This window comes from Micromonospora sp. L5, assembly GCF_000177655.2.
Lineage (GTDB): Bacteria > Actinomycetota > Actinomycetes > Mycobacteriales > Micromonosporaceae > Micromonospora > Micromonospora aurantiaca.
In genome coordinates this window covers 519,588-533,479 of sequence record NC_014815.1, presented here as the reverse complement: position 1 = coordinate 533,479, position 13,892 = coordinate 519,588, and the positions used below count along the sequence as shown (strand labels likewise).

The 13,892-nt window shown below is 73.7% G+C and carries 11 protein-coding genes; 8 read left to right on the top strand and 3 right to left on the bottom strand.

Annotated elements, in window-relative coordinates; translation table 11 throughout:
- Positions 1-14 precede the first annotated feature (14 nt).
- The 3 genes from ML5_RS02615 to ML5_RS02605 all read left to right on the top strand — a co-directional run bounded on the left by ML5_RS02615 (position 15) and on the right by ML5_RS02605 (position 4,163).
- The gene (locus ML5_RS02615; protein ID WP_013473646.1) at positions 15-1,133 is read left to right on the top strand and encodes a GuaB3 family IMP dehydrogenase-related protein; all 1,119 of its coding nucleotides are present in this window, start codon (positions 15-17) and stop codon (positions 1,131-1,133) included.
- Between the two features lie 88 nt (positions 1,134-1,221).
- Positions 1,222-2,616: a M1 family metallopeptidase gene (locus ML5_RS02610; RefSeq protein ID WP_013473645.1), complete on the top strand. Its 1,395-nt coding sequence runs from the start codon at positions 1,222-1,224 to the stop codon at positions 2,614-2,616.
- Between the two features lie 89 nt (positions 2,617-2,705).
- Positions 2,706-4,163, top strand: coding sequence for a M1 family metallopeptidase (locus ML5_RS02605; protein ID WP_013288537.1), 1,458 nt, complete (start codon positions 2,706-2,708; stop codon positions 4,161-4,163).
- 5 nt (positions 4,164-4,168) lie between these two features.
- Here ML5_RS02605 and ML5_RS02600 read toward each other — a convergent pair whose 3' ends face one another.
- Complete coding sequence (locus ML5_RS02600; RefSeq protein WP_013473644.1) at positions 4,169-5,269, bottom strand: LCP family protein; 1,101 nt, start codon at positions 5,267-5,269, stop codon at positions 4,169-4,171.
- Between the two features lie 141 nt (positions 5,270-5,410).
- Here ML5_RS02600 and ML5_RS02595 point away from each other — a divergent pair, with 141 nt between their 5' ends.
- Entirely contained in the window at positions 5,411-7,093 is a 1,683-nt protein-coding gene (locus ML5_RS02595; RefSeq protein ID WP_013473643.1) for an FAD-dependent oxidoreductase, read from the top strand.
- Between the two features lie 119 nt (positions 7,094-7,212).
- On the top strand, positions 7,213-8,769 hold the full coding sequence (guaA, locus tag ML5_RS02590; protein ID WP_013473642.1) for a glutamine-hydrolyzing GMP synthase: 1,557 nt from the start codon (positions 7,213-7,215) through the stop codon (positions 8,767-8,769).
- A 6-nt stretch (positions 8,770-8,775) separates the two neighbouring features.
- On the opposite strand, the gene ML5_RS02585 is transcribed toward guaA, so the two are convergent.
- The gene (locus tag ML5_RS02585; RefSeq protein ID WP_013473641.1) at positions 8,776-9,138 is read right to left on the bottom strand and encodes a PspC domain-containing protein; all 363 of its coding nucleotides are present in this window, start codon (positions 9,136-9,138) and stop codon (positions 8,776-8,778) included.
- Positions 9,139-9,282: 144 nt separating this feature from the next.
- Between ML5_RS02585 and ML5_RS02580 the strand changes: the two genes are divergently transcribed.
- From ML5_RS02580 to ML5_RS02570, 3 genes are all read left to right on the top strand, one after another.
- The gene (locus ML5_RS02580; protein ID WP_013288532.1) at positions 9,283-10,230 is read left to right on the top strand and encodes an NUDIX hydrolase; all 948 of its coding nucleotides are present in this window, start codon (positions 9,283-9,285) and stop codon (positions 10,228-10,230) included.
- Positions 10,231-10,374: 144 nt separating this feature from the next.
- Positions 10,375-11,286 carry an NUDIX hydrolase gene (locus ML5_RS02575; protein WP_013473640.1) on the top strand — a complete coding sequence of 304 codons (912 nt, stop codon included), beginning with the start codon at positions 10,375-10,377 and terminating at the stop codon, positions 11,284-11,286.
- A 345-nt stretch (positions 11,287-11,631) separates the two neighbouring features.
- Entirely contained in the window at positions 11,632-12,546 is a 915-nt protein-coding gene (locus ML5_RS02570; RefSeq protein WP_013473639.1) for a phosphatidylcholine/phosphatidylserine synthase, read from the top strand.
- A gap of 58 nt (positions 12,547-12,604) precedes the next feature.
- Here the strand turns inward: ML5_RS02570 and ML5_RS02565 are convergent, their stop codons facing one another.
- Complete coding sequence (locus ML5_RS02565; protein ID WP_013473638.1) at positions 12,605-13,852, bottom strand: phosphatidylserine decarboxylase; 1,248 nt, start codon at positions 13,850-13,852, stop codon at positions 12,605-12,607.
- Between the last annotated feature and the right edge of the window lie 40 nt (positions 13,853-13,892).

The window sequence follows — 13,892 nt, the reverse complement described above, 5'->3', positions numbered from 1 at the left end:
ACCTGGAGTCCCCCATGCGTGACGTGGTCGAGATCGGGCTGGGCAAGACCGCGCAGCGCGGCTACCACCTGGACGACATCGCCATCGTGCCGAGCCGCCGCACCCGGGACGTCGACGACGTCTCCACCGCGTGGCAGCTCGACGCGTACCAGTTCGGCATCCCCTGCGTCGCGCACCCCTCGGACGCGACCATGAGCCCCGCCTCGGCGGTCCGGCTCGGCCAGCTCGGCGGCCTCGGCGTGCTCAACGTCGAGGGCCTCTGGACCCGGTACGAGAACCCGGCCAAGATCCTGGAGGAGCTGGCCGGTCTCGGCGAGGACGCGCGGGCGACCAAGCGCCTCCAGGAGGTCTACGCCGAGCCGATCCGCCCCGACCTGATCGCCGAGCGGGTACGGGAGCTGCGTGAGGGCGGCGGCACGGTGGCGGTACGGGTCTCCCCGCAGCACACCCTGGCGCTGGCCCCGGTGATCCTCGACGCCGGCGTGGACATCCTGGTCATCCAGGGCACGCTCGTCTCGGCCGAGCACGTCTCCACCACCGACGAGCCGCTCAACCTCAAGGAGTTCATCGCCGACCTGGACCTGCCGGTCGTCGTCGGCGGGTGCACCGACTACAAGACCGCGCTGCACCTGATGCGTACCGGCGCGGCCGGTGTGATCGTGGGCATCGGCGGCGACGACTGGTCGACCACCGAGTCGGTGCTCGGCATCCGGGTGCCGATGGCCACCGCCATCGCCGACGCCGCCGCTGCCCGCCGCGACTACCTGGACGAGACCGGCGGCCGGTACGTGCACCTGATCGCCGACGGCGACATGCAGACCTCCGGCGACATCGCCAAGGCGCTCGGCTGCGGCGCGGACGCGGTGATGCTCGGCGAGCCACTGTCGTTGTGCGAGGAGGCGCCGGCCGGGGGCGCCTGGTGGCACTCCGCGGCCAGCCACCCGTCGCTGCCCCGTGGGGCGTTCGAGGTGGCCGGTGAGCCGCTCGGCTCGATGGAGCAGCTGCTGTTCGGCCCGGCCGACGAGCCGGACGGCCAGCTCAACCTCTTCGGCGGCCTGCGCCGCGCGATGGCCAAGTGCGGCTACCGCGACCTGAAGGAGTTCCAGAAGGTCGGGCTGGTCCTCGACCGCTGAGCATCGGCTGAGCACCGCGCGACGGCGCGGGCGGCGGCCCGGACGTGTTCCGGCCCCGCCCGCGCCGTCGCGCGTCTAGGCTCGCCGGGTGGGACGGGGGCGGGTCTGGGCGGCAGGGCTGGTGACGGCGGCGCTCGCGCTGAGCGGGTGCACCGGCGGCGACGACAACGGGTTCCGGCCGGGCGCGGCGGACGCCGGTGACCCGTACGTGCCGGGGGCCGGCAACGGCGGCTACGACGTGGGCCACTACGCGCTGGACGTGCGCTACGACCCCGCGAGCGACCGGCTCACCGGCACCGCCACGCTGACCGTCACCGCCACCCGGGCGCTGTCCCGGTTCCAGCTCGACCTGGCCGGGCTGGACGTCGAGCGGGTGCGGGTGGACGGAGAGGCGGTGAAGCACCGCCACGACGGCGCCGAGCTGATCGTCACCCCGTCGGGCGGGCTGCCGTCCGGGCGGCGGTTCACTGTCGAGATCACGTACGGCGGGGTGCCGAAGCCGCTGCCGAACGCCGAACTGGGCGACGGCGGATTCCACGCCACACCGGACGGTGCGATAGCGCTCGGTCAGCCGGAGTCGGCGAGCACCTGGTACCCGGTCAACGACCACCCGTCGGACAAGGCCACCTACGACCTCGCGGTCACCGTGCCGGACGGCCTCGCCGCGCTGTCGAACGGCGTGCCGGAGGGGAGGACGTCGAGCGGCGGCTGGACCACCTGGCGCTGGGCGGAACGCGCGCCGATGGCCAGCTATCTGAGCACGCTGGTGATCGGCGACTACCGGGTCAGCAGCGGCACCCACGCCGGCAAGCCGCTCGTCACCGCCGTCGCCGCGGCGCTGCCCGCGGACGGTCCGGCCGCCGCGTCGGTGGCCCGCACCGGCGAGGTCGCCGACTTCCTGGCCGCGCGCTTCGGCCCGTACCCGTTCGAGGCGTACGGCGGCGTGGTGGTCGCCGACGAACGCATCCGGTACGCGCTGGAGACGCAGAGCCGTCCGGTCTACGGGCCGGCGTTCTTCCGCGGGGACCGGCCGAACACCGAGGTGGTCGCGCACGAGCTGGCGCACCAGTGGTTCGGCGACAGCGTCTCGGTGGCCCGGTGGAGCGACATCTGGCTCAACGAGGGCTTCGCCACGTACGCCGAATGGCTCTGGGCCGAGCACGACGGCGGGCGCACAGTGGCGCAGACCGTCGTCGAGCGCTACGCGGCCACCGACTGGTCGAGGCCCACAGTCGACCCGGGCCGGGCCGGGATGTTCGGCGACGCGGTCTACCAGCGGGGCGCGCTCGCGGTGCACGCGCTGCGCCGCGCGGTGGGCGACGAGGCGTTCTACCGGGTGCTGCGCGGATGGCTGGCGCAGCACCGCGACGGCAACGTCACCACTGCCGATTTCATCGGGTACGCCGAACGAACGTCCGGGCGGCCGCTGCGGGCGCTGCTGGACGCCTGGCTGGTCGGGGGCACGCCACCGGGACTGCCGTGACGCACGCGTGACCGCCGCTGGGTAGGCTGCCGCGGTCGGAGCGGCCCGTGGACGGGGCCGCCGAACGGGCCCCGGGAGGGATCGAGGCGATGACGCGGCGCGGCGCACGACGACGGATCGGGTTGCTGACCTGCGGCACGCTGCTGCTGGCCGGCTGCGGTTCGGCCGAGCCGGACCCGGGCCCGTCGTCCCCGGCCGGTCCCGCGCCGGCGACCTCGCGCAGCTTCGCGCCGGGCGCGGCCGGAGCCGGCGACGCGTACTTCCCGAGCTACGGCAACGGCGGGTACGACGTCGCGCACTACACGGTGAAGGTGCGCTACGACCCGGAGACGGACAAGCTCAGCGGCACCACCACGCTGCGGGCCACCGCGACCGCCGACCTGTCCGCGTTCAACCTGGACCTGGCCGGGCTGACCGTCCGCTCGGTGACTGTGGACGGCACCGCCGCCCGGCACAGCCGCACCGAGGACGAGCTGGTGATCACCCCGGCGATCGGGCTGACCTCCGGCAACGGGTTCACCGCCGAGATCCGGTACGACGGCAGGCCGGAGGCGCTGCGTACCGAGGCGCTGGGCGAGGGCGGCTGGCTGCACACCGTCGACGGGGCGATCGCACTCGGGCAGCCGGAGTCGGCGAGCACCTGGTTCCCGGTCAACGACCACCCGTCGGACAAGGCCACCTACGACATGGAGATCACCGTCCCGAAGGGACTCACGGCGGTCTCCAACGGCGTGCCGAAGGGGAAGGCGACCAGCGGCGCCTGGACCACCTGGAAGTGGTCGGAGACCGCGCCGGCCGCCAGTTACCTCACCACCGTGGCGATCGGGAAGTTCCGGGTCACCACCGGGCAGCACAAGGGACGGCCGGTCTACAGCGCGGTCACCACGCAGGTCGCCCAGGGGGCGCCGGACCGGTCCGTCGCGCGCACGGTCGAGGTCGCCGACTACCTGGAGAGCGTCTTCGGGCCGTACCCGTTCGACTCGTACGGCGGCGTGGTGATCGCCGACGAACGCATCCGGTACGCGCTGGAGACGCAGAGCCGTCCGGTCTACTCGGCGAGCTTCTTCCGGCAGGGCGACAACACCGGCGTGGTCGCGCACGAGCTGGCCCACCAGTGGTACGGCAACAGCGTGTCGATCCAGCGCTGGCAGGACATCTGGCTCAACGAAGGGCTGGCCACGTACGCCGAGTGGCTGTGGGCCGAGCACAGCGGCTCGACAACGGTTCAGCGCATGTTCGAGCAGAGGTACGCGAACGCCGGCGGTCAGGTGTGGCGTACGCCGCCGGGCAAGCCGGGCGTGGCGAACCTGTTCAGCCGCTCGGTCTACGACCGGGGCGGGATGACCGTGCACGCGCTGCGGGTGGCGGTGGGCGACACCGCGTTCTTCACCATCCTGCGCACCTGGGCGGCGGAGCGGAAGAACGGCAACGCCACCACCGCCGACTTCGTGGCGCTGGCCGAGCGGATCTCCGGCAAGAAGCTGGCGAAGGTCTTCGACCCGTGGCTGTACGGCACCGAGCGCCCGCCCGCCCCGAAGCCGCTGTAGGGCCTCTAGTTCTTGACGCGCAGCGACGGGTGGGCGGCCAGGAACGCGTCGGCCCGCCTGCCGCGCAGCGCGGTGAGGAAGTCGCGGCCGAGCGGCTTGAGCTGCTCACCCCGGTACGCGCCGCCGCTGCTCACCCCGGCGCCGGGCAGCACGACGAGCGTGAGCCGGTCGGCCGGCAGGCCACCCAGGACGTACGCGTAGTCGATCAGCTTCCGGCCGCCCCCGGCGTACACCAGGGTCTTGCCCAGCGCGGCCACCACCTGCTCGACCCGCTGCGGGTCGCGGGCCGTGCCCTGGTCGAGGATCTTGCGGGCCAGCGCCCGGAGCAGTTGCTGCTGGTGCCGTTGCCGGGTGTAGTCGCCGCCCGCGGTGTAGCGCTGCCGCGCGTAGTCGAGCGCCTGCCAGCCGGTCAGGTGGCGGGTGCCCTTCTCGTAGACCATCTGCGGCCCGGTGTAGCCGCCGCCGGTCAGCGTCCGCATGGTGCCGTCCGGGCGGCGGTGCCGGGACTCGACCCGCTGGTCGACGTAGAGGTCCACCCCGCCGAGCGTGTCCACCAGCTTGTCGAAGCCGCCGAACGTGATCACCGCCCCGGCGTCGATGCGCAGGCCGGTGTAGCGGGAGACGGTGGTGCGCAGCAGCTCGTACCCCTGGGCGGTGCTGGGGTTGCGCTTGTCGCCCGGCACCCGGCTGCCGTAGCTCATCGCGTGGGTGAGCTTGGTCCGGCCGCCCGGGTAGCGGGCCTTCGGGTACGGGGGGATGTCCACGACCAGGTCGCGGGGGAGCGAGAACAGGTACGCCTTGTCCAGCCCGGCCGGTACGTGCAGCAGCAGCACCGCGTCGGCGTGCGGCTCCCAGCCGGGGATGCTGACCCGGGTGTCCACGCCGACGAGCAGCAGGTTGAGCGGGCCCTTCAGGTCGGCGCCGGGCGGGGGTGTCGGACTGGCGGTGGTCGGGGCGGGCGTCGGTGAGGCCGGCGGCGCGGTGCTCGGTCCGGCGGCCGGGGCGGCCGGGCGGTTCGCCACCAGCCGGGTGGTCACCACCGCTCCGGTGGCCACCAGCAGCGCCGCCACCAGTGCGGCCAGGCCCAGCAGGCGTCGTCTCGTCACGTTCGTTCCTCCCCGTGGTGTTCGACGCGCCGGGGGCCGCCGGAGGTTGCAGCGGCGGGAATCCCGGCGAATCGAGCGCTCTGCATGATCTGCGAAAAACACTTGCTGGCGCCATAGCTACCGGTCGGTAATGATGCGTTCATGCGTTACGACGTGCTCGTCATCGGTTCGGGCTTCGGCGGCAGCGTCACCGCGCTCCGGCTGGCCGAGAAGGGCTACACGGTGGGCGTCCTGGAGGCGGGGCGGCGCTTCGCCGACGACGAGTTCCCGCGTACGTCCTGGCGGGCGCGACGGTTCCTCTGGGCGCCCCGGCTCGGCTGCTTCGGGCTCCAGCGGATCACGCTGCTGCGCTCGGCCGACCGCAAGGCCGGAGGCGGCGTGCTCGTGCTCTCCGGCGCCGGGGTGGGCGGCGGCTCACTGGTCTACGCGAACACGCTCTACGAGCCGCTCGACGCGTTCTACGCCGACCCGCAGTGGCGGAACATCACCGACTGGCGCGACGAGCTGGCCCGCCACTACGACCAGGCGAAGCGGATGCTCGGCGTCACCACGTACCCGATCGACACCCGCGCGGACCAGGCCGTCCGCGCGGTGGCCGAGCGGATGGGGGTGGCGCACACCTACCACCCGACGCCGGTCGGGGTGCACATCGGGCGCCCCGGCGAGCGGGTGGCCGACCCCTACTTCGGCGGGGCCGGGCCGGACCGCACCGGGTGCAGCCACTGCGGGTCGTGCATGACCGGCTGCCGGCACGGCGCCAAGAACACGCTCGTGAAGAACTACCTCTGGCTGGCCGAGCGCCTCGGCGTGCAGGTGCACCCGCTGACCACGGTCACCGCCGTACGCCCGGACCCGGCCGGCGGCTACGCGGTGCACACCGAGCGCACCGGCGCCTGGCTGCGCAAGCGGCGCGAGGTGATCCACGCCGACCAGGTGGTGTTCGCGGCCGGCGCGCTCGGCACCCAGCGGCTGCTGCACGAGATGAAGTCGACGGGTGCCCTGCCGGCGCTCTCGCCCCGGCTGGGCGAGCTGACCCGCACCAACTCCGAGGCCATCCTCGGCGCCTCGGTGGCGCCCGGCGCGGCCCGGAAGCGCGGCCTCGACTTCACCGAGGGGGTGGCGATCACCAGCTCGTTCCACCCCGACGCGCAGACCCACATCGAGCCGGTCCGCTACGGCAAGGGCTCCAACGCGATGGGCCTGCTCCAGTCGCTGCTCGTCGACGGCGGCCCCCGCCGGGTCCGGCGCTGGCTCGGGAGCATCGTCCGGCAGCCCGTGCTGGCGGCGCGGATGCTGTCGGTACGCCGCTGGTCCGAGCGCACCGTGATCGCGCTCGTCATGCAGTCGGTCGACAACTCGCTGACCACCCGCTACCGCAAGGGGCGGCTGGTCTCCGGCCCCGGCCACGGCGCGCCCAACCCGACCTGGATCCCGGCCGGCAACACGGCGGCCCGGCTGCTCGCCGAGGAGATCGGCGGCACCCCCGGCGGGGCGGTCACCGAGCCGTTCAACATCCCGGTGACGGCGCACATCCTCGGCGGCGCGGTCATCGGCGCCACCCCGGACGAGGGGGTGATCGACCCCTGGCACCGGGTGTACGGCCACCCGGGGCTGCACGTGGTGGACGGCGCGGCGGTCTCGGCGAACCTGGGCGTCAACCCGTCGCTGACGATCACCGCGCAGGCCGAGCGGGCCATGTCGTACTGGCCGAACAAGGGCGAGGCGGACCCGCGCCCGGCGCTCGGGTCGGCGTACACCCGGGTCGAGCCGGTCCCGCCGCGGCGGCCGGCCGTCCCCGCGCACGCCCCCGCCGCCCTGCGGTGAAAGGAAGGGCCCCTTCTTAACGCCTCCGGTAGAGGAAGGGCCCCTTGTTAACACGTTCACCCCGCCACACCGCCGGGGCGCGTCCGCGCGGCCGGTGACTGTCGGTAGGCTTTGCGCACATGAGCACGCCTCGCCCCGTCCTCGTGGTGGACTTCGGAGCCCAGTACGCCCAGCTCATCGCGCGCCGTGTCCGCGAGGCGAAGGTCTACTCGGAGATCGTCCCGCATTCCATGCCGGTGTCCGAGATGCTGGCCAAGAACCCGGCCGCGATCATCCTGTCCGGCGGCCCGGCCAGCGTCTACGCGGCTGACGCGCCGCAGATCGACGCCGGGATGTTCGACGCCGGGGTGCCGGTCTTCGGCATCTGCTACGGCTTCCAGGCCATGGCCCAGGTGCTCGGGGGCACCGTCGCGCGCACCGGCAACCGCGAGTACGGCGGCACGCCGCTGCGCCCGCGCCTGACCGAGCCCGGTGTGCTGCTGCGCGACCTGCCGGCCGACCTGCCGGTCTGGATGAGCCACGGCGACTGCGTCACCGAGGCCCCGGACGGCTTCACCGTGACCGCCGAGTCGGCGGGCGCCCCGGTCGCCGCGTTCGAGGATCTGGCCGGGCGCCGGGCCGGCGTGCAGTTCCACCCGGAGGTCGGGCACACCGCGCACGGCCAGGAGATGCTCAGCCGCTTCCTGTACGACATCGCCGGCATCGAGCCGACGTGGACGCCGTCGAACATCATCGACGAGCAGGTCGCCCGGATCCGCGAGCAGATCGGCGACAAGGAGGTCATCTGCGGCCTCTCCGGCGGTGTCGACTCGGCGGTCGCCGCCGCGCTCGTGCACCGTGCCGTGGGCGATCAGCTCACCTGCGTGTTCGTGGACCACGGGCTGCTGCGGGCCGGTGAGGCCGAGCAGGTCGAGAAGGACTACGTGGCGGCGACCGGCATCAAGCTCAAGGTGGTCGACGCGCGGGAGCGGTTCCTCGGCGCGCTCGCCGGGGTGACCGACCCGGAGCAGAAGCGCAAGATCATCGGCCGGGAGTTCATCCGCGTCTTCGAGGCCGCAGCCCGGGAGATCGCCGCGCACGGCGACGTGGAATACCTGGTGCAGGGCACGCTCTACCCGGACGTGGTGGAGTCCGGCGGCGGCACCGGCACCGCCAACATCAAGAGCCACCACAACGTCGGCGGCCTGCCCGAGGACCTGAAGTTCGCCCTGGTCGAGCCGCTGCGCACGCTGTTCAAGGACGAGGTCCGCACGATCGGCCTTGAGCTGGGACTGCCCGAGGCGATGGTGTGGCGGCACCCGTTCCCCGGTCCGGGCCTGGCCATCCGGATCATCGGCGCGGTCGACGAGGAGCGCCTCGCCGTGCTCCGCAAGGCCGACCTGATCGCCCGGCAGGAGCTGACCGCGGCCGGTCTGGACCGGGGCGTCTGGCAGTTCCCGGTGGTGCTGCTGGCCGACGTGCGCAGCGTCGGGGTGCAGGGCGACGGGCGCACCTACGGCCACCCGGTGGTGCTGCGCCCGGTCTCCAGCGAGGACGCGATGACCGCCGACTGGTCCCGGCTGCCCTACGACGTGGTGGCCCGGATCTCCACCCGGATCACCAACGAGGTCGCCGAGGTCAACCGCGTGGTCCTGGACGTGACGAGCAAGCCGCCGGGCACCATCGAGTGGGAGTGACGCGGCTCAGGCCGCGGGCGGCGTCTGCGGGCCGGCCTGCGGCCCGCCCGGCGTCCGCGGCTCGGTCGGCGTACCCGGCGGGACCGGCCCGGCCGGCGGGACCGGCGGCCACCCGGGCGCGGTGCCCGGCGGGTGCGGCCAGGCGGGCGCGCCGGCCGGCTCCTCGGGCATCAGGAACCACATGATCGGGTACGCGAGCGCGGCGAGCCCGCCGGTGAGCACGGTGGCGGTCGCGAAGATCACCCGGATCAGTGTGGGGTCGGCGGCGAAGTAGCGGCCGAGGCCGCTCGCCACACCGGCGATCATGCGGTCGCTGACCGGCCGGCGGAGCTGCTTGTACGGGGCCTGGGAGGGGTTCGGGAAGGTCATGTGTCAACGGTCCCGCGCGCCGCGGCGGGCGACCTCGGTGACCGCCCGGACGCCTACCCTGAGCTGCCCCTGAGACGCCAGCGGAGAGTCAGGAATCTGACTCTTTTCGATGTCGGTAACCCGCTACGGGGAGAATTTGCTCCCGTGACCACCTCGCTGGAGCCGCTCCGCAGGATCGCGGCATACGCAGTTTGTGCTGACTCAAACGGCCGAGTGTTGCTGGTCCGCGCATCGGAGCGCTCCGGCACCCCCGGCACCTGGTCGCTCCCCGGAGGAGCGGTCGACCACGGTGAGGACCCCAAACACACGGTCGTCCGGGAGACCGCTGCCGAGACCGGGCTCTCGGTGGCGGTCGCCGGCCTCCAGGACGTGCTCGCCGACATGCGGGCGTTGCCCGAGCGGCACATCACGATCCACACCGACCGGCTTCTCTACACCGTGTCGGTCCGCGGCGGGACGCTCACCGAGCGGGTCGACCGCCCGACCGACCTGGCCCGCTGGTTCACCCTCGACGAGGCCCGGGAGCTGCCGCTGCGGTCGTTCACCGCACGCGCCCTGGGCCTGCCCACCTCCACCGACGACATCGTGCCGGAGGAGGTGCCCGAGTTCCCCTCGTTCTACGCCGTCCCCGGCCCGGACGGGCTGCACCGGGCGCAGCGTTTCGCCGCGTACGCGGTGGTGACCGACCCGGAGGAGCGGGTGCTGCTGACCCGGGTGTCCGACGGCTACCCGGGCGCCGGCTGCTGGCACCTGCCCGGCGGCGGCACCGACTACGGCGAGCAGCCGGGCGCGGCGCTGATCCGGGAACTGGTCGAGGAGACCGGCCAGACCGGCCGCCTGGTCGAGCTGCTCGGGGTGGCCAGCCACCGGGACGCCGCCTCGCTCGGCCCGGAGGGCTACCCGATCGACTGGCACGGCGTACGCGCCTTCTACCGGGTGGTCGTCGACCAGCCCGCGCCGCCCACCGTTGCCGACATCGGCGGTTCGACCTGCGAGGCCCGCTGGTTCCGCCGCGAGGAACTCGGCGCCCTCCCCACCGACCGCCTCACCGAGGTGACGGCCGAAGCAGTCCAGGCCGCCCACCTCCTCTGACCCACCCACCCCCGCCCTCCGGGCGCCCACCCCGGCGATCATGAAGTTGACGGCGCGAAATGTCCGCCTCGGTACCGCTAACCTCATGATCGACGGAGTGGGGCGCGGGGAGTGCGCGGGGGCGCGCGGGCGGGGGAGGGTGCTGTGGAGCAGCGGCGGCGGGTCGGGGCCTACGGGGTGCTGCGGGACTCCGACGGGCGGGTGTTGCTGGCGCGCGGTTCGGCGAGGTGCCCGTACCCGGGGGTGTGGCAGTTGCCCGGCGGCGGCGTCGAACACGCCGAGCACCCGGCCGACACGGTGGTACGCGAGTTCGCCGAGGAGACCGGCCTGACCGTCGCGCCCGGCGCGATCCGGGCCGCGGTGGCCGACGTGGCCGCGTTCGCCGACCTGGGGATCGCGCTGCACACCGATCGGTTGGTCTTCGAGGTCGAGGCGCGCGGCGGGCGGCTGCGGCCGGAGCCGGCCGGTGGCAGCGACGAGGTCGGCTGGTTCACGCCCGACGAGGCAGCCGCCCGGCAGCTGATGCCGTTCACCGCCGAGCTGCTCGGCCTGCCTGTGACTCCGCTGCCGGCCGACCTGCCCCGGGCGCTGCCCGCCGAGCCGGCCGGGCCGTCCGTCGACCGCCGGCAGCGCTTCGCCGCGTACGGGCTGGTCACCGACCCCGCCGACCGGGTGCTGCTCACCATGATCGCCGACGGTTATCCGGGCGCGGGCCGCTGGCACCTGCCCGGTGGCGGCACCGACCACGGCGAGCAGCCGGCCGCCGGGCTGCTGCGCGAGCTGGTCGAGGAGGCCGGGCAGCTGGGCCGGGTGGTCGACCTGATCGCCGTGGACAACCTGCACAACCCGGCCGCGCTCGGCCCGGAGGGCCGCCCGCTGGACTGGCACGGCGTCCGGGTGATCTACCGGGTACGGGTGGACGCGCCGACCGACGCGGTGGTGACCGAGCTGGCCGGCGGCTCGACCGCGCGGGCCGCCTGGTTCGCCCCGGAGCAGGTCACCGGTCTGTCGATGACCGACGTGGCGGCGCGGGCCACCGGGCAGCGGGTGAGCTGAATCGCTCGCCGAGCCGCCCTGGGTGACCTCCGGTACAGTCGGAAGTACGGCTGACCGACGAAAACGGGCGTTGAGGCCCGAGATGGGAATGAGTGGGCGGTTCGCGCGGTTAAGGGAGATATAAGTACCGCCGGCAGCTATCGCCAAGCCCCTGTCCCCTGTGCAATGGTGTACTCCGCAAAAGGGCTGCCGGACCCGAAAGGTCCGGCACGAGACAGCCGGACACCCGCCCCGCAGTGGGCGGCCAGCCGATCCGGTGATGGAGGAAACGTGCCGAGAGCCCCATGGCGCCGGCGTCGTACGACTGACAGTCCGCGCCCCGCAGGGCGTCGCTGGGCGGGCAGGTTGCGCCGCAGCAGTACGTTCGCCCGCCAGGTGCTGCTGGTCCGGGTGGGCCGCCGGGACGGCGCGGCCGTCTCCGGGACCGACCTGGTCACCCCCGACCACCGTTACGCCGACCGCCAGCGCCTCCGCTACGGCCGGCTCGACACCGACATCGAAGCGGTACGGCCCATCAGCCCGGCGCTTCCCCCGGCGACACCCGTCGACGACGAGTCCCCGGCGATGTCGATCCCGCTCCTGCCGGGTGAGCGCACCGCCGCCCGCCGGGCCAAGTTCGCGCTCGTCAACGCGTGCACGCTGAGCAGCCTCATGCTCGGCATGCTGGCCATCTTCCTGGCCATGCGCGGTGAGGTGCAGATCGCCGCGATCTGCCTGATCGCGTGCGTCGCGTTCGACGGCCTCGACGGCGCGCTGGCCCGCAAGCTCGGTGTGGCCAGCCCGTTCGGCGCGCAGATGGACTCGCTCGCCGACATGTGCTCGTTCGGCCTCGCCGCGCCGGTCGTGGTCTACGCCTCGCTCGCCGGTTCGGTGCCGCCGGCGGCCGCCGCGGTCTCCTGCGCGCTCGTCGCCGCGTGCGCGGCCGTCCGGCTCGCCCGGTTCAACGTCTCGCCGAAGGACGGCCGCTTCTTCTGCGGCGTGCCGACCACCATGGCGGCGGCAGTGCTCGCCCTGACCGTGGCCATCGGCGTGCCGGTTCCCGGCCTGGTCATGGTGGCCGGCGTGGCGCTGCTCGCCTTCGCCATGGTGTCCAGCTTCCCGTATGCGAAGCTCGCCCGGCTGCTGAAGCTGCCGCCGTGGCTCTGGCTGGCCCCGGTGGTCGGCGCGCTCGTCGACATCCGGCTCACGTTCGCCCTCGTGGTGGTGGGCTACCTGGTCAGCGGGCCGCTGCTCTGGCTGCACCAGCGCCGTACCGCCTGACCCGAGAACGACAGAAGGGGCGCCGCGAGAGCGGCGCCCCTTCTCTCATGTCCGGCGCTCAGCGCCAGCGGGCGATCACCGTCGCGCCGCCGACCACCTTGTCGCCCGGCCCGACGAGCGGGTCCGCGGCGTCGGCCGGCAGGTAGACGTCGGTACGCGAGCCGAACCGGATCAGGCCGAAGCGCTCACCCCGGGCCAGCAGCGAACCCACGGGCGCCCGCTGCACGATCCGGCGGGCGATCAGCCCGGTGCGCTGCGCCACCACCACGGTGCCGTGGTCGGTGTCCAGCACCGTGTACGCCGCCACGTTGTGCTCGGCGTCCGGCTTCATGGCGTTGACGAACCCGCCGTCGGCGACGAAGTAGTCGACCACCTTGCCGGCCACCGGAGCGCGGTTGACGTGCACGTCCAGCACCGACAGGAAGACCGCGATCCGCAGCCACTCGCCGTCACCGAAGCGCTCGTCCTGAAGGCGCTGCACGGACAGCACCTGACCGTCCGCCGAGGCGACCACCGCCGACGGGTCCTCCGGCACGTCCCGCTCCGGGTCGCGGAAGAACGCGGCCACCGGCGCGGCGGCCAGCGCCGGCAGCAGCCAGAGCTTCGACTTCGGCCGCGCGGCCCGGGCCAGAGCGGCCAGGCCGAGCGTGATGCCGGCCGCGGCCACCCCGTTCGAGTCGATGTGCATGCCCCGGGTCAGCGGCACGCTCGACGGCCGGTACGCAGGGGACAGCGAGGCCGCGAGCGCGACCGGCGCCGGGGTGAACCGCAGGTGGTGCACGCGTACCGGCGGGGTGTTGCGCAGCACCAGGTCGGTGCGTACGCCGTGCAGCACGCCCTGCCGGTCCAGCTCGCCGTCGGCGCCCTCGGTGCGGAACAGCGGCGCGGCGACGCTCAGCACCGCGCCCTCGGCGAGGTATTTCGCCAGCCCGTCGATCGCGACGCGCGCCTCGTCCGCGGTGCCGGTGAACGGCTCGGCGACGACCACCACCGCGGCGGCGTCCGCCTCGGCGAGGGTGTCGACCACGCGTACCCGGTCGGCGACCCAGCGGCCCTGCGCGGTCACGTGTTCGCGCAGCGCGGCCGCCGCGGCGCCCTCCGCCGGCACCACTGTGAGCCGGTCGCCGGGGAGCAGCGCCTCGATCGCGGCGGCCAGCACCGCGGACTCCGGGGTCGCGCCGACCAGCAGGCCGGCCTTCGGGTCGTTACGCCGGGCGAACTCGCTGACGAGCGTGCGGGCGGCGCGCTCGCCGATGCGGACCGCACCGGAGGGAGCGGTGACGCGCACGGCGGGGGACTGGGTCATGTCGGACGGGCTCCTGACGAGATAGCGAACGGACGGGGCG

What these genes read in the sequence shown, in the direction of transcription:
- ML5_RS02615 (WP_013473646.1), top strand. Translation starts at nt 15, where the DNA reads ATGCGTGACGTGGTCGAGATCGGGCTGGGCAAGACCGCGCAGCGCGGC.
- ML5_RS02565 (WP_013473638.1), bottom strand. Translation starts at nt 13,852, where the DNA reads ATGACCCAGTCCCCCGCCGTGCGCGTCACCGCTCCCTCCGGTGCGGTC.
- ML5_RS02585 (WP_013473641.1), bottom strand. Translation starts at nt 9,138, where the DNA reads ATGACCTTCCCGAACCCCTCCCAGGCCCCGTACAAGCAGCTCCGCCGG.
- guaA (WP_013473642.1), top strand. Translation starts at nt 7,213, where the DNA reads ATGAGCACGCCTCGCCCCGTCCTCGTGGTGGACTTCGGAGCCCAGTAC.
- ML5_RS02595 (WP_013473643.1), top strand. Translation starts at nt 5,411, where the DNA reads ATGCGTTACGACGTGCTCGTCATCGGTTCGGGCTTCGGCGGCAGCGTC.
- ML5_RS02605 (WP_013288537.1), top strand. Translation starts at nt 2,706, where the DNA reads ATGACGCGGCGCGGCGCACGACGACGGATCGGGTTGCTGACCTGCGGC.